Annotated in this window: 14 protein-coding genes; 2 read left to right on the forward strand and 12 right to left on the reverse strand. The window is 65.1% G+C overall.

Going from position 1 to position 14,456, the window contains the following annotated elements; genetic code table 11:
• Nucleotides 1–23 precede the first annotated feature (23 nt).
• Together FN829_RS00205 and FN829_RS00210 are read right to left on the reverse strand one after the other, a co-directional pair.
• Nucleotides 24–911 carry a fumarylacetoacetate hydrolase family protein gene (locus FN829_RS00205; protein ID WP_142473278.1) on the reverse strand — a complete coding sequence of 296 codons (888 nt, stop codon included), beginning with the start codon at nucleotides 909–911 and terminating at the stop codon, nucleotides 24–26.
• A 53-nt stretch (nucleotides 912–964) separates the two neighbouring features.
• A complete protein-coding gene (locus FN829_RS00210; protein ID WP_142473279.1) occupies nucleotides 965–2,320 on the reverse strand; it encodes an amidohydrolase family protein in 1,356 nt (451 codons plus the stop codon).
• Between the two features lie 125 nt (nucleotides 2,321–2,445).
• Between FN829_RS00210 and FN829_RS00215 the strand changes: the two genes are divergently transcribed.
• Complete coding sequence (locus FN829_RS00215; RefSeq protein WP_142473280.1) at nucleotides 2,446–3,129, forward strand: TetR/AcrR family transcriptional regulator; 684 nt, start codon at nucleotides 2,446–2,448, stop codon at nucleotides 3,127–3,129.
• Between the two features lie 32 nt (nucleotides 3,130–3,161).
• Here the strand turns inward: FN829_RS00215 and FN829_RS00220 are convergent, their stop codons facing one another.
• Nucleotides 3,162–4,406, reverse strand: a complete 1,245-nt coding sequence (locus tag FN829_RS00220) for a CaiB/BaiF CoA transferase family protein (RefSeq protein ID WP_394348697.1) — start codon at nucleotides 4,404–4,406, stop codon at nucleotides 3,162–3,164.
• Nucleotides 4,407–5,432: 1,026 nt separating this feature from the next.
• On the opposite strand from FN829_RS00220, the gene FN829_RS00225 reads away from it, so the two are divergent.
• On the forward strand, nucleotides 5,433–7,256 hold the full coding sequence (locus FN829_RS00225; protein WP_142473281.1) for a Cdc6/Cdc18 family protein: 1,824 nt from the start codon (nucleotides 5,433–5,435) through the stop codon (nucleotides 7,254–7,256).
• A 28-nt stretch (nucleotides 7,257–7,284) separates the two neighbouring features.
• Here FN829_RS00225 and FN829_RS00230 read toward each other — a convergent pair whose 3' ends face one another.
• The 9 genes from FN829_RS00230 to FN829_RS00270 all read right to left on the reverse strand — a co-directional run bounded on the left by FN829_RS00230 (nucleotide 7,285) and on the right by FN829_RS00270 (nucleotide 14,335).
• Nucleotides 7,285–8,247, reverse strand: a complete 963-nt coding sequence (locus FN829_RS00230) for a S26 family signal peptidase (protein WP_142473282.1) — start codon at nucleotides 8,245–8,247, stop codon at nucleotides 7,285–7,287.
• Nucleotides 8,248–8,428: 181 nt separating this feature from the next.
• The gene (locus tag FN829_RS00235) at nucleotides 8,429–8,725 is read right to left on the reverse strand and encodes a DUF5808 domain-containing protein (protein ID WP_142473283.1); all 297 of its coding nucleotides are present in this window, start codon (nucleotides 8,723–8,725) and stop codon (nucleotides 8,429–8,431) included.
• 48 nt (nucleotides 8,726–8,773) lie between these two features.
• Entirely contained in the window at nucleotides 8,774–10,543 is a 1,770-nt protein-coding gene (locus FN829_RS00240) for a bifunctional N(6)-L-threonylcarbamoyladenine synthase/serine/threonine protein kinase (RefSeq protein WP_142473284.1), read from the reverse strand.
• A gap of 12 nt (nucleotides 10,544–10,555) precedes the next feature.
• Nucleotides 10,556–10,861 carry a 30S ribosomal protein S24e gene (locus tag FN829_RS00245; RefSeq protein ID WP_142473285.1) on the reverse strand — a complete coding sequence of 102 codons (306 nt, stop codon included), beginning with the start codon at nucleotides 10,859–10,861 and terminating at the stop codon, nucleotides 10,556–10,558.
• 315 nt (nucleotides 10,862–11,176) lie between these two features.
• Nucleotides 11,177–11,743 (reverse strand): GTP-dependent dephospho-CoA kinase family protein, encoded by a 567-nt coding sequence (locus FN829_RS00250; RefSeq protein ID WP_142985427.1) that lies wholly within the window; start codon nucleotides 11,741–11,743, stop codon nucleotides 11,177–11,179.
• Nucleotides 11,744–11,807: 64 nt separating this feature from the next.
• On the reverse strand, nucleotides 11,808–12,005 hold the full coding sequence (gene spt4, locus FN829_RS00255) for a transcription elongation factor subunit Spt4 (RefSeq protein WP_142473286.1): 198 nt from the start codon (nucleotides 12,003–12,005) through the stop codon (nucleotides 11,808–11,810).
• Complete coding sequence (locus tag FN829_RS00260; RefSeq protein ID WP_142985006.1) at nucleotides 12,005–12,586, reverse strand: DNA-directed RNA polymerase; 582 nt, start codon at nucleotides 12,584–12,586, stop codon at nucleotides 12,005–12,007. The genes spt4 and FN829_RS00260 overlap by 1 nt, the downstream gene beginning before the upstream one ends.
• A gap of 92 nt (nucleotides 12,587–12,678) precedes the next feature.
• Complete coding sequence (locus FN829_RS00265) at nucleotides 12,679–13,089, reverse strand: twitching motility protein PilT (protein ID WP_185955647.1); 411 nt, start codon at nucleotides 13,087–13,089, stop codon at nucleotides 12,679–12,681.
• Between the two features lies 1 nt (nucleotide 13,090).
• Entirely contained in the window at nucleotides 13,091–14,335 is a 1,245-nt protein-coding gene (locus FN829_RS00270) for a translation initiation factor IF-2 subunit gamma (RefSeq protein WP_142985007.1), read from the reverse strand.
• Between the last annotated feature and the right edge of the window lie 121 nt (nucleotides 14,336–14,456).

A 14,456-nucleotide genomic window follows, 5' to 3' on the forward strand; every position in this document is an offset into this window, starting at 1 on the left:
GAAACGGAGTAGGGTATCGACTACTATTCGGTCTCGAACGAGTTCGTCAGTTCGCCGACCCCCTCGACGCCGATCGTGACGCTATCGCCGTCACCGAGCAGCACCGGCGGCTCGCGGTAGACGCCGACGCCGGGCGGCGTGCCGGTGAACATGAGGTCGCCGGGCTCGAGCGTGAACGCCCGGCTACAGAACGAGATCAATTCGTCGACGCCGAAGATCAGATTCGCCGTCGACGACTCCTGAAGCCGCTCGCCGTTGATCTCGGCGAATATCTCGAGGTCGTGCGGGTCGTCGATCTCGTCGGTCGTGACGAGGTCGGGACCGATCGGCGCGAAGGTATCGAGGCTCTTTCCGCGGACCCACTGCCCGTCGCCGTGCTGGAGGTCGCGCGCGGAGACGTCGTTGCCGACGGTGAAGCCAGCGACGTGGTCCATGGCGTCCTCGGGATCGACCCGGCGGGCGCGTTCGCCGATCACGGCGACGAGTTCCGCCTCGTAGTCGACCTTCTCGGTGTACTCCGGATCCCACCGGACCGGGTCGTCCGGGCCGACGACGGAGGTGGGAAACTTCGAGAAGAGGACGGGCTCGTCGGGGATCGGGTTGTCACCCTCCTCGGCGTGGTCGCGGTAGTTCAGCCCGACGCAGACGACCTTCTGCGGGTCGTCGACGGGCGCGGCGCGGTCGAGGTCGGCCGGGTCGCGGGTTCCGACGCCGGTCTCTTCCGCGTACTCGACCGCGAGATCGACCTTCCGGCGCCACTGCCAGTCGGCGAGGAGGTCGCTCGTTCGCTCGGGGATGTCGATTCCGGCGGCCTCACCGGCCTCCGCGAGATCGACGACTGCGCCGTCGTCCGTCGATACGCCGACCCGAGGTGACGCTTCGTCCGTCGTTCGGTATTGTCCGATTCGCATGAGTGTGGGTAATGATACCGTGGCGGAGGTAGTGAAACGTTGGGATCCGGTAGTTACAGCTCGATGCCGGCCTCGTCGATGAGGCGCTCGCCGGAGGCGACGAAGCGGTCGAACTCCTCGCGGACCTTGGGGTTCGTCAGCTCGCCGTCGCGTTTGACGACCTCGCCGTCGACGAGGACGGTGTCGATGTGGGAGGGGTCCGACTGGAACACGACCGTCTGGACCGGCGAGTGGGAGGGAGCGGTCATGAAGTCGGAGGCGTCGACGAGTACGAGGTCCGCGCGCTTTCCGGGCGTGATCGTGCCGATCTCGTCGGCCATGCCGAGCGCCTTCGCACCCTCGATGGTGGCCATTTCGAGCGTGTCGCGCGCAGTGATGCTCACCTCCGTGACCTCCTCGTCGCCCTCTAAGACCGCCTGGTTGTCGAACATCCGCTGGAGCTGTATGCCGATCCGCATCTGGCTGGCCATGTCGCCGCTGACGTTCGAGCAGACGTCGACGCCCCACGTCGGGCGGCCGCCCGCCTCGAGCACCTTCCCGGTGACGGGGATTCCGTGGCCCATCTGCATCTCGACCTCCGGCGTCGACGAGAAGGAGACTCCCTGCTCGACGGCGTGGTCGACGTCATCCTGTGTGAAGTGGTTCCCGTGCGCGACGTTGACGTCGGGACCGAGCAGGTCCTCGAGACAGCCGAAGCCCTGGTAATCCCCGCCGTAGACGGAGGAGGGCCACAGCGCCGCACCCATGTGGATCGTCGCGAGCGCGTCGAGGTCGCGGGCCAGTTCCAAGTCGCCGCGAGCGGTCTCGTCGACGCAGAAGTCCGGACCGCGGAGTCCGATACCCAGATCGAGTAAGTCGTCGTCGCGGATCTTCTCCTCGTTGAGGTCGCGGATCTTCGCTTCGGGGAGGCCGACGTCGCTCTCGTACCACCACTTCGCCGCGTCGTCGCCCGGCGGGCCGTAGGTGTACACCGCGCGCAGTCCGGCGTCCTTCAGCGCGTCGACGGCGCGTTCGCCGTGTTCGAGCGTGTTGGGGTACGACCAGTCCAGGGCGGTGGTCGTTCCCGTGTGGAGCTTCTCGAAGGCGCCGAAGAGGCCGCCGAGGTACATGTCTTCTGGTTGATAGAGTCCGGTGATGTTGCCGAGCATGTGGTCGAAGTACTCGCCCATGAGCGACCAGTCGCCGGCGATGCCCCTGACCTGGGTCTGTGCGAGGTGGATGTGCGAGTCGACGAAACCGGGGACGACGACGTGGTCGGAGGCGTCGATCTCCTCGGCGTTCGACGCCGAGAGTCCGGGACCCACCTCGACGATCTCGCCGTCCTCGATCAGGACGTCTGCCTCGTCGAAATCGCCCACATCGGGGTCGAGCGAGACCACGGTCCCGTTTCGCACGATCGTTTGTGTCATGTTCGATAATAGGGTTTGACCAGGAGGGTAAAAGTTTACCGGGCGGTAAAGAAGATCGTTACCGGGCAGTAAAGAAGATCGGAGCGGAGCAATCGTATTATGTTCCCCACCCGTAGAGTATCGGTATGAGCGAATCATCGAGCGGATCGGCGGACGAGTCCGCCGAATCCGCCTCCGAGAGATCGTCTTCCGGGGAGCCCACCGCGGACGACGTGGTCTCCTCGAAGGACACGAAGGAGGTGATCATGGAGGCTACCTTCCGAGCGCTGAGCAAGCACGGCTACAAGGACCTCCGAATGCGCGACATCGGCGAGGAGATGGACCTCACGCGGCAGGTGATCCACTACCACTTCGACGGGAAGTACGACCTCATGTCCTCGTTTCTCGAACACATCATCGACCAGTACGAGGGTAGCGTGGTCGTCGACCACGACGCCGATCCCTGGACCGAGCTTCGCGCGCGCGTCGATCAGTGCCTCTTCGGCCCCGAGTTCGAGGAGTTCGGCCACTGGGACCGGATGAAGGTGTACCACGAGCTGTACACGCAGGCGCAAAACGACGGGCAACACCGCGAGGTGTTCAACGACCACTACGAGCGGATCCGCGGCAGCATCGTCGAGGTCGTCGAAGAGGGCATCGAGGAGGGCGTCTTCCGCGACGTCGACGCCGAACGGATGGGACAGCTGGTGACCGACGTGATCCACGCCGCCCGCGGTCGACGGATCTCGCTCGGCCACGAGGACGCTCCCGAGGAGGCGCGGCAAGCGATGGACGAATTCATCCTGGAGTCGCTGGAGCGAACTGAATAGCTACCGACCACGAGAACACCGGTTGCCCGTGGTCAGTTCCCATCCTCGTCGAGATCACCGAACACGCCCAGCTCGGCGAGCCGGTCGATCTCGGCCTCGGAGTAGCCGTGTTCGCGGAACACTTCCCGATTGTGCTCGCCGAGCAGCGGCGGCGGGAGCTCGAAGCCGCTCTCGGCGTTACGGAACTTGAGCGGGTGTTCGATCACCGGCACCTCGCCGAGTTCGGGGTGGTCGATCTCGGTGATGGTCCCTCTGGCCTCGATCTGCGGGCTCTCGAGCGCCTCCTCGACGCTGTAGACGGGGCCGGCGGGGACGCCGGCGTCCTCGGCGATGACCTCGATCCACTCGTCGGTCGTCCCCTCTGCGAGGGTGGCTTCGATCTCCGCCTCCAGCTCGTCGAGGTGTTCGACGCGGTCGGCGTTCATCTCGAAACGCTCGTCTTCCGGGAGGTCGGGACGATCGAGCGCCTCGCAGAGCTCGCCCCAGAGCTTCTCGTTGAGGATACAGATGTTGATGAACCCGTCCTTCGTTTCGAACGTCTGATACGGGGCGAGGACCGGGTCCTTCGTTCCCATCCGCTTCGTCTCCTCGCCCGCGAAGACCATCCCCGCCTGCTTGGTGAGCCACGGGAGCGCGGCCTCCAACATGCCGAGGTCGATGTACTCGCCCTCGCCGGTCTGTTCCCGTCGATAGAGGGCGGTCGTCGCGCCGAACGCCGCCCACATCGCCGTGATCAGATCCGTCATCGGTAGGCCGACCTTCACCGGCTGGCGGTCCGCCTCGCCCGTGACGCTCATTATCCCGCTCATCCCCTGGATGAGGAGGTCGTACCCGGAGCGCTCGCGCCACGGGCCGGTCTGTCCGAACGCCGATATCGCGAGGTAGATCAGGTTCTCGTTGTGGTCGGTGAGCGTGTCGTAGTCGACGTCGAGTCGTTCGGCAGTTCCCGGACGGAAGTTCTGGATGAAGACGTCCGCCTCCTCTACGAGTTCGTACAATGCCTCCTTGGCTTTCGGATTCTTCAGGTCGAGTTCGAGGCTCTTCTTACCGTAGCTCAGCGTCCAGTAGTACGGCGACTCGCCCTTGATGAACGGCGGGCCGGAGTGCCGAACGGCGTCGCCGTATCCGGGTTGCTCGATCTTGACGACTTCCGCTCCTTGGTTCGCTAACATCGCCGAGCAGAATCCGCCGGTGACGAACGTCGAGAGATCGAGAACGGTAACTCCTTCAAGGATCTTGCCGGATCGAGGCGCATCGGATCCACTCTCTCCGGTCATCGTTTCGTCACCGTCCATCGGGTCATCGCTCATCGGGTCACCGTTCGTCGTGCCATCGTCTCCCATCCGTACCGTATCGTCTCGTTCGATATGTGGATTCGTACCATGTGTGGCCTATCGTTTGTTTACCGGATGGTATAACTGTCGACGATGACCGTCACGGCTATGCCGTCGTCTTCGATCCTCTTGCCCCCCACCCCTTCGTTTCGGGTGGAACGGGAGGACGGTGTGGGTGGTGGGTGGGGATCCCGGAGAGCGTACTGCCGTGATCAACTCGATAGAATATAGTTCCAATCACTATAGACTATAATTAACATATGAACAAACAATATTTATTTTCGAGGATTGTCGAGGGCACTATTTCGGGTATAGTATAATAAACCCACCGGTACTAAATACACGCCTCAACCCCCCACCCCACCTGTTGAGCGTTCCACCCGAAACGAAGGGGTGGGGGGGATCGTGAGAATCGAGATACGAGAGCCGAGAGTACGTATAGTAACACGAGTCACTATCCGAGTATCGACGACGGCAGAATGAGTTCGTGCTGAGAAACTCACTCGCCGCTTGCTCGCGGGTCGACCGCCGTCCGATCGCCGGTCGATTGTCACTCGATCTCGTCAGTTTACGACTCTGAAGCCGACCGTACGCGATCCACGATACGACTAATCGAGGCCATCTCACACGGGTGATGTCGGTGATTGACATCTCCCGCGCTTCGAGCACGGTATTTCTCCTTGAACTTCGAAACTTCGTTGACATCCTCCCCGCCCTTCTGGACGGGATTTTAGCCTTGAATCTTCCATAAACGACACTAGGAGTGTCACCAGCTAGTTCCGCAGGCGAAGGAAGGGGGACCGTTTCAACTCGAGAGAGGAACATTTTTGTACCTCCTCTTCATCCGGTTCGACTGTATCAACTGGACGTGGTCGGCGTCGAATCCGACCGCGGTTTCGCGTTTCAGGCGGGAGATAGCCTGAGCCCGCACTTGCGATGACTGTCTCCACCTGAAACGAGGGGGTTCACATGGACGAAGGCGAGCATACACCGGGGTCCGACGGCGATACCACACCGTCCGATAGCGACGAGTCCGACGGGGACGAATCCGACGGGGACGAATCCGACGATAGTGCCGATTCAGCAGGTTCGCCGTCTCCGTCGCCGTCTCCCTCATCGTCACCGGATCGAACGGAGCAATCGGCACCGAATCGAACGAAGCCACACTCCGACGTACGGGACGGGAGCAGCTCCGAGTTCGCTCTCGACGACGACGACGCTGACGTGAATTCCGTCCCGTCCAACGACGCGGACGGACCGTCCGGGGCCGGATCCGAAACGTCCGGAATCGGAAACGGTGGTCGAGACCGCTCGTCTCCCGACGTCGACTTCGACGGCGTCGTCCTCGACAACGACGACGATGACAATCAAGGACTGTTCGACGACCTCCTCTCCGGTGAGCCGATATTCGAGAACAAGGAGGTCCTCCGGCCGTCGTACACCCCTCACGAACTCCCCCACCGTAACGATCAGATCAACCGGATGGCGACGATCCTCGTCTCCGCACTCCGCGGCGAGACCCCCTCCAACATCCTCATCTACGGGAAGACGGGGACCGGAAAGACCGCCTCGGCGAAGTTCGTCTCTCAGGAGCTCGAGTCGACGTCACAGAAGTACGACGTCCCCTGCGAGGTCGAGTACATCAACTGTGAGGTGACCGACACGCAGTATCGAGTCCTCGCCCAGCTCGCGAACACGTTCATCGAGGAGAATCAGGGCGTCATCGCCGACCGGCTCGCCCGGCTCGAGGACCTCCGGGCGGACGCGGAGGACGTCACAACGGACGCGACGCACGACGCCACGGACGCGATGCGAGACGCCGCCGCCGCACTCGCCGACACCGAGTTCGATTCGGTCAACGAACTGGACGATCGCATCGAAACGCTCGAGGCAGACGCCGAGGAGATGGAGGAGGTCCCGATGACGGGGTGGCCCACCGACCGCGTCTACTCGACGTTCTTCGAGGCGGTGGACTACCACGAACGGGTGGTCGTGATCATGCTCGACGAGATCGACAAGCTCGTCGAGAAGAGCGGCGACGACACCCTGTATAACCTCTCGCGGATGAACTCCGAACTCGACAACTCCCGCATCTCGATCATGGGGATCTCGAACGACCTGAAGTTCACCGACTTCCTCGACCCGCGAGTCAAATCCAGTCTCGGCGAGGAGGAGATAGTCTTCCCGCCGTACGACGCGAACCAGCTCCGCGACATCCTCCAGCACCGCGCCGACATCGCGTTCAAACGGGACGCGCTCACCGACGACGTGATCCCGCTGTGTGCGGCCTTCGCCGCCCAGGAACACGGGGACGCGCGCCGCGCGCTCGACCTCCTCCGGACCGCGGGCGAGCTTGCGGAGCGCTCCCAAGCGGAGATCGTCGCCGAGAAGCACGTCCGACAGGCCCAGGACAAGATCGAACTCGACCGCGTCGTCGAGGTGGTCCGGACGCTGCCGACCCAGAGCAAGATCGTCTTATTCGCCGTGATCCTCTTGGAGAAGAACGGCGTTCACAACATCAACACCGGCGAGGTGTTCAACATTTACAAGCGCCTCTGTGAGGAGATCGACGCCGACGTACTCACCCAGCGGCGGGTCACCGACCTCATCAGCGAACTCGACATGCTGGGGATCGTCAACGCGGTCGTCGTCTCGAAGGGACGCTACGGCCGAACCAAGGAGATGGGCCTCTCCGTGCCCGTCGAGGAGACCGAGGCGGTCCTCCTGTCGGATTCGCGGCTCGGCGACATCGAGAACGCACAGCCGTTCGTTCAGGCCCGCTTCGACAACTGACCTCGGCGACGAAAACTCGGCAACCGGATCACGCGGCGGCGGAGCCGGCTACCGGTGGATCTACGGATACGCTCCGTGGTTCGCCGACGTCGATCTCGATCCCGGTAGTCGCCGACGCGAAGGCCTCGTTTTCCGGTGATACGACGACCACGCCGAGCACGTCGCTCACCTCCGCCTGTCCGGTCGTGATCAGCCTGACGTAGCCGAGGTACGGCACTCGAACCCTGGCTACTCCGATCACCCACTCGGCGGCGACTGGCTCGGCGAGCCCGTTCGCCTGATCGTACTGGCGGTTGTTGTCGCCGAGCGTGACGAACCCAGCGTGCGGTGCGGGACAGTTCCGAAGCTCCCCGCAGTCGTCGGCGTTGTGATACCGTTCGTCGGCTCGATCGTACCAGTTCTCACCCTCCTCGACGTGAAACATCGCGCGGTGGATGATCGGCGACGCCTGCCTCCCCGGCGGCTGGTAGATCACCACCGACCCGTAGTCGCCGAAGGTTCGGTATCCGTTCTCCTCGCCCGCCTCGTGAGTCACGACGCCGATATCGTTGTCGGAGACGTCGGGGGCGAGCCGTCCGGGTTCCGTGACGAACACGAGGTCGCCGGTGTTCATGTTGGGTTCCATGCTCGGCGACTCGACCGCGACCATCGGGGGCCACACCCCGCTGACCGCGAACAGGATCAATCCGATCAGGAGCACGACCGCGACGCTCGAGAGCATCTCTCGCAGCCACATGAGCGGTCCTTCCATATCGTGACGGAACCGGTAGAACAGCCCCGATTCCTCGTCGTCGATCCGGACCTCCGTCGTCGGATCGGTCTCGTTCGGATCATTACCGCTCGGATCGGTACCATCCGGACCACCACCGACCGGATCGTCGCCGTGGTGATCTCCGTTGCCGACAGGATCGTCTCCGTCCGAGCCGCCGTCGGCCGGATCGTCGCCGATCGGGTCGTCCCCGCTCGACGCCGGCCGATCTTCGGGGTCCATCGTGCCGGGTTTGGCGGTTTCCGGTCATAAGCTTCCGGGTCATCGCCCGACCCTCGAGTCACCTCTCGGGATGATGACTCCACCGATCCGACGAAAACCATCCGGGACGTCACTTCTCATCCGAAACGTCGGTTCTCCACCGACACGTCGTCGGCGTCACCGATCTCAGGCGGCGACGGTCTCAGTCGTCGACGATCACTTCGACGGGACCGGAGTCCTCGCTCTCGGATTCGCTCGAGCTTCCTCCGGACCCGCCCGTCTCCGAACCCTTCTGTTGCCAGTAGAGTCCGCCGGCGACCGCGAGAACGACCCAGGAACGCCAGTTCGCGAGGTTCAGCGTGTAGCCGATCCCGAACGGCTTCTCGACCAACATTCCCTCTTCGGGCTGCCAGTACGACGAGAGGAGCCGACCGAGGCTCGGTCGATCGAAGTTGTACGGGATCCCGAGTATCTCTCCCGACGACGGTTTGTCTCCCATACCCGTACCTCACGCTCCGGGCATAAAAATCGTGTCGACGGGGGCCACTCAGCGATATCGCCCTCGACGCCGCACCTCGCGGAGCCGATCGAGGACCACCTCGTCGCCCTCCTCCCGATATCCGTCCTCGAACGCGTCGACGAGCCGATCGGAGTCCGTCGCCGTCGCGGTTACCGACCCCTCGAAGACGTGGAGATCCATCGCGTGGTCCTCCACGTGTCCGGTGTGATACCCCAGTCCGAAGTCGATGAGGTACGTCGGATCGGGGGCCGGATCGCCGCCCCGATCCCCTTCGGAGCCGGATCTCCCGCTCCCGACCCTGACGTTTCGCGTCGTAGGGTCGCCGTGAACGAATCCCGCACGGTGGAGCCGTGCGAGGTGTCGACCCACGGAGCGGACCGCCCGAAGCGTCCGGTCCGATCGGCCCTCGTCACTCCCGTCGCTCCCGCCGCTCTCACCGCCTCCGTGGAGGATCGCCGCGAGGTCGCGATCCCCGACGTGCTGGAGGGTCAGTGTCGCCTCTGGCACGTCGATGTCGTACACGAGCGGCGTCGGCACGCCGGCCCGCCGCGCCTCGTTCGTCAATCGGGCCTCGGCGACCGTCCGATCCCGCCGAAGCGAACGGTCCAACGCCGGATGCCGATACTCCTTGGGGATCCGACGCTTCCGAACGATCGGTCGGTCAACGATCCCCTCGACGAGTCCGTCGTCGTCGGCGTCGACGACCTCGACGACCGCCTCAGCCCCTCGACCGTCGTGGTCGCCTCCGTCTCCGTTTCCGACCCGCGCGACGGACGACTCGTCGTCCCGCCACGTCACCGGCACCTGGTCCGGCCGGAAGTTCGGGTCGATCCGCGATTCGCGGATCTCGAGGGTGTCGCCCGCGGCCGCCATCCTCGCGCCGAGCACCGCGATCATCCCGGCGTTGTCGCGGAGGTATCGCGGGTCGGGCGCGTGAAACGCCGCGCCGCGGGCCGAACACATCTCCGCGAGCATCTCGCGGAGCCGGTCGTTCTGACCGACGCCCCCGCCCAACACGAGCTCGTCGGCTCCCGTCAGCGAGAGCGCGCGCTCGGACACTTCGGTGAGCATGCCGAACACGTGTTCTTGAAGCGAGAAACAGATCTCCTCGACCGGCTCGCTGTCGTCGTACGCGTCGTTCGCGGCCGAGCTGATCCCCGAAAACGAGAAGTCCATCCCCTTGACGACGTACGGCAGCTCCAGCAGGTCGGCCGCTTCGGGTCCCCGGCCGTCTCCGGAGACCTCCGCGGCGGCGGCCTCCACCTTCGGTCCGCCGGGGTGATTCCACCCGACGTGTCGCGTGAACTTGTCTATCGCGTTGCCGACGCCGGCGTCCATGGTTTCGCCGAGGACCCGATACCGCCCGTCGTGATAGCCGAGCAGGTGGGCGTTCGCGCCCGAGGCGTTCAGACACACCGGGTTCGAGAATCCCGACTCGTGGCGGCCGATCTCGAGATGTGCGACCATGTGGTTGACGCCGACGAGCGGCACGTCGAGCGCGCCGGCGAGCGAGCGCGCCGCGGTCCCGACGGTCCGAAGGCACGGTCCGAGTCCTGGGCCTCGCGAGAAGGCGACGGCGTCTATCGCGTCCGGGCCGTACTCCGCTTCGGCGGCGTCCAGCACCGTCCCGACGACTTCGGGAATCGCCTCGGACATGTGCTCTGCGGCCTCGCGCGGGTGAATGCCGCCGCTATCGGGTTCGTACGGATCGGATTCAATAACGGTCGAGTCGGCCTCGGTGTCGTGGAGGGCGGCGCTCGCACACCACGCCGTCCCTTCGATACCGAGAACCCGCATTCGGTCGCTGTCTCAGGCCTCTTCGCCGTCGTCGCCCTCGGCACCGATCTTGTTCCGCTCGAGCATGTAGTCCTGCTCGACGTCGAGCGCGTCAGCCGCGGAGTCGTACACCTTCGCGTAGCCGATCGTCTTGCGCATCCCGAACTTCGTGTCGAGTTCGTGGACGACGACCTCCTCGGAGGCCTTGTCGAGCTTGGCGGCGAGCGAGTCGCGGACCGAGAGCCGGGAGGGGGTGGCCTCGTCGTGGACCGTCTCGAATCGGATGTCCGTCCGGTGCAACATGGGGTTTTCTTCCTCGGAGATGATGTCGACGTCCATGGTTCAGTTACGTGTACTACCCTCCGAACGCTGTAAAAGGATTTCGAAGCGGGTGGACGGCCGGCCGAACGGTTCTACCGTCGGTTCGTCCGTTCGAGCCACCCGGCGACGCGTGAACCCTTGCCTTCCACTGGGCGTGAACCCCTTGCCTTCCACTGGAACTCTCGGCGTCGATCGGGCACGAACCGCTTCAGTACGGCGATCCTCGATCCGATGGCGGCCTCCTCGACCCCGGACGAACACTTTCGCTCCGGAGTATCGGTCGTGCGGATCGCTCCCTGAGGTTGCCATCCATCGGACGCGATCGGATCGAGGTCATCCGGACTGCCCGAGCGCGTCGAACGCGCCGTCGACGTCGCCGTCGAGCCCCTCGAACAGTTCTCGGGCCCGCTCTCGGGCCTCCGGGGTGACTGCGACCCGAACCATCCCCTCGCCGGGCTGGCCGTACACGACGCTCGAACCGTCGGGAGCGGCGATGATCGCCGGCAGCGCGGCCAGATCCTCCTCGCCGTCGACTTCGATCGTGACGGGATCCGAGTCGGTGAGCGCGTCGACGAGCCGCTCGAGGAGCGCGACGGTGAGCGTCGCCGCGGGGTTCTCGACGTGTACTCGTTTCTCGTCGCCGGCCGCGAGTGCGTCCGAGATCTTCGTCCGGACCGCCTCTCGCTCGGTCTTCCCGTCGACGAGCGCGACGTCCGGAACGCGACCGGCCTCCCGGAGGTGGTAGGTGACGACGTCGCCGACGGCGACGATCGGCGCGTCGGGAGCACCGTACTCCTCGCGAGTCTCGGCCGCGGCCGCGAGCAGTTCGTCGGCGTCGGTCGTCACCGGACCCATCGGCTCTTTGAACGCGTCGCGAAGCGAGTCGGGAAGGGTCACGATCGGGTTCGGCATACCGAACCGTACGGCGTCGTCGTGTGAAGAATCGTGCGGTCGATCGGGGTGGCTATCGGACCTTCAGGGCGTACGATCCCGGCTTCGAGACGTTCATCTCCTCCGCGATCTGGCTCTCCTCGGGGTTCGTGATGATGACGTAGCCCGCCCAGTCCTCCGTCAGCGAGGAGGAGCCGCAGTGCTCGCAGGTCTGTGCGTCCGGGTCGTTGACGTAGTGACACTCCCGGCAGGCGAGCCGATCCTCGGCCATCAGTCGTCCTCCCCGGTCGTGCCGGCCTCGGCCCGCCGGCGGCGGTCGCTCTCGAGCCACTCGTGTTTACCGAGCCCCGGCTGTTTGGCGGTGAGCCCGATCTTCGAGTCGCGCGGGTTCCGCTCGTCGACGCTCTTCGTGACGACCCGCACCCGGACTCCGTCGTCTACCCCGAGACTCTTATCGGAATCCGAGGAGGCCAGCTGCTGGTTCGCCCCGTCGAAGGTGAGGTACTCGTCGGTGATCTGCGAGACGTGGAGCAGGCCGTCGACCGGCCCGATCCCGACGAACGCGCCGAATTCGACCGTCTCGACGACCGTCCCGTCGACGACCTCCTGCATGTCGGGATCGAAGGTGAGCGCGTCGAACTCGGCCTCGTAGTAGACGCCGGGTCGGTTGTGAAGCACCGCGCCCTCGCCGATGTCGTGGACCTCGATGACGCTCACGACGCTGCCGACGTCCTCGTCCATTCGTCCTTCCAGCTTGTCCTGAAGCAGGGCTTTCACCCGCTCGTCGGTGACGTCCGCCAGGTGCTCCGGCGGGACCTCGACCGTGTCCTTGAGTCGAACTCGTTTGTACATGTGCGTGGGTTGTGTCTGTGATCGCGTGTGTTCGTCCGCGGCATCCGATCGCGTCGCGTCCGTTCCGTCGTTTCTCCGCCGGTTCCTCTCGGCTACGGGTCCGTTACCGTGAGTGTGTCCCGCCCCCGTAAACAGATTACCGGTGTGTCCGCGTCCAGTACCCGTTCCACGAGGGGCCTGTCGAGCGTGACCACGTACGCGACCCGACCCGAGCGAGCGAGGTCGACGAGCGCGTCGTCCGCGTACGCCCCCTCGACGTCGACTGTCTCGGCGCGCTCCGCGAGGTCCGCGCCGACGCTCGCCGCGGTCGCCGCCTTCCCCGCGCCCGACCCGATCCCGTCGAGTTCCTCGAGCACCGCCGACGGCACGACCGGATCGTAGCTCCCGAGGAGCCGGTCGAGTTCCTCGAACAGCCGGACGTTCGCCTCGACCGGGGCCATCAGCGCGCTCGCGTCGAGCGCGACGACGGGACGCGTCTCACCTTCGGAGGCCTCGTCGGACACGCTACGACAGCGTTCCGACCCCGATCAGCCGCCACCGCGCGCCGACGCGGCGATTGATCGCGATCTGTGCGCCCTCCTCGGCGCACACCGGTCGCTTGAGGCTGACCTCGCACTCGTCGTCGCGCGCGCTCGTCACGGCGCCGACGGTGGTCGCGGTGCCGACGGTCAACATGAGCGGCTCGCCGGTCGAGATCTCCTCGATGTCGCTCTCGCCGCTCTCGTCGTCCTCCTTGCCGACGACGCGGTCGAGGAGGTCGACCTGCATCTCGAACTCGTGTCGGGTCGGCGGGAGCGTTCCGGGCTCGCCGGCGACCTGGCCGGCGAGCGCGTCCCCCTTCGTCAGGCTGGGGTCGAGCCCCGTCCCGACGCCGAGCAGGCCGCCGGGTTTCGCGGACTCCACGTTCTGCGTGCCCGCCTGAAGCGACCGGATCGAGGTCTCGAGCGGCCGCCACTCGGTCTGTCCCTCCTCTTCGACCTCGCGGCCGGGGCGGATCTCGAGGCCGTCTCCGACCGACAGCTCGCCCTGGACGAGCGAGCCGCCGACGACGCCGCCTTTCAACTCGTCCGCAGTCGCGCCCGGGCGGTTGATGTCGAACGACCGGGCCGCGAACATCCGGGCGTCCTCGTCGGGGTCGCGCTCGGGCGTCGGGATCTCCGATTCGATCGCCTGGATGAGCAGATCGAGGTTGACCTCCTGGCCCGCCGACACGGGGACGATCGGCGCGCCCTCGGCGACGGTGCCCTCGACGAACTCCTGGATCTGCTCGTAGTTGTCGACGGCGCGGTCGCGGTCGACCAGGTCGACTTTGTTCTGGGCGATGACGATGTTCTCGATCCCGATGAGGTCGAGCGCCATCAGGTGTTCCTCGGTCTGTGCCTGCGGGACGTCCTCGGTCGCGCTCACGACGAGGACGGCCCCGTCCATGATCGACGCGCCCGAGAGCATCGTCGCCATCAGCGTCTCGTGGCCGGGTGCGTCGACGAACGAGACGGTCCGGATCGGCTCGCTCTCGGAGCCGTCGGGACACTCCTCGTCGGTCGTGTAACACTCGGGCTCGTCGACGCCGGGACAGCGGCGGAACGTCGCGTCCGCGTACCCGAGCCGGATCGAGATCCCGCGTTTCATCTCCTCGCTGTGCTGGTCGGTCCACGATCCGGACAACGCCTGTACGAGCGTCGTCTTCCCGTGGTCGACGTGACCGACGAGACCGATGTTCACCTCCGGTTGTGTGTTGGCTTGGGTCACTGTTGAACCTCCTAACGGAGCAGTCTTACCCGGATTTTCGCCCCGTGCGAGTGATAAAGTTGCTGTTATAGCGGCGTCAGGACTCCTCGTCGCTCCCGTTTCGCGCCGATCCGCCTCCATC

Source organism: Halorubrum cibi (assembly GCF_900182635.1).
GTDB classification, from domain to species: Archaea; Halobacteriota; Halobacteria; order Halobacteriales; family Haloferacaceae; genus Halorubrum; species Halorubrum cibi.

Excerpts from the sequence above, each read along its gene's own strand:
- FN829_RS00205 (WP_142473278.1), bottom strand. The coding sequence starts at position 911 with ATGCGAATCGGACAATACCGAACGACGGACGAAGCGTCACCTCGGGTC.
- FN829_RS00210 (WP_142473279.1), bottom strand. The coding sequence starts at position 2,320 with ATGACACAAACGATCGTGCGAAACGGGACCGTGGTCTCGCTCGACCCC.
- FN829_RS00215 (WP_142473280.1), top strand. The coding sequence starts at position 2,446 with ATGAGCGAATCATCGAGCGGATCGGCGGACGAGTCCGCCGAATCCGCC.
- FN829_RS00220 (WP_394348697.1), bottom strand. The coding sequence starts at position 4,406 with ATGACCGGAGAGAGTGGATCCGATGCGCCTCGATCCGGCAAGATCCTT.
- FN829_RS00225 (WP_142473281.1), top strand. The coding sequence starts at position 5,433 with ATGGACGAAGGCGAGCATACACCGGGGTCCGACGGCGATACCACACCG.
- FN829_RS00230 (WP_142473282.1), bottom strand. The coding sequence starts at position 8,247 with ATGGACCCCGAAGATCGGCCGGCGTCGAGCGGGGACGACCCGATCGGC.
- FN829_RS00235 (WP_142473283.1), bottom strand. The coding sequence starts at position 8,725 with ATGGGAGACAAACCGTCGTCGGGAGAGATACTCGGGATCCCGTACAAC.
- FN829_RS00240 (WP_142473284.1), bottom strand. The coding sequence starts at position 10,543 with ATGCGGGTTCTCGGTATCGAAGGGACGGCGTGGTGTGCGAGCGCCGCC.
- FN829_RS00245 (WP_142473285.1), bottom strand. The coding sequence starts at position 10,861 with ATGGACGTCGACATCATCTCCGAGGAAGAAAACCCCATGTTGCACCGG.
- spt4 (WP_142473286.1), bottom strand. The coding sequence starts at position 12,005 with ATGGCCGAGGATCGGCTCGCCTGCCGGGAGTGTCACTACGTCAACGAC.
- FN829_RS00260 (WP_142985006.1), bottom strand. The coding sequence starts at position 12,586 with ATGTACAAACGAGTTCGACTCAAGGACACGGTCGAGGTCCCGCCGGAG.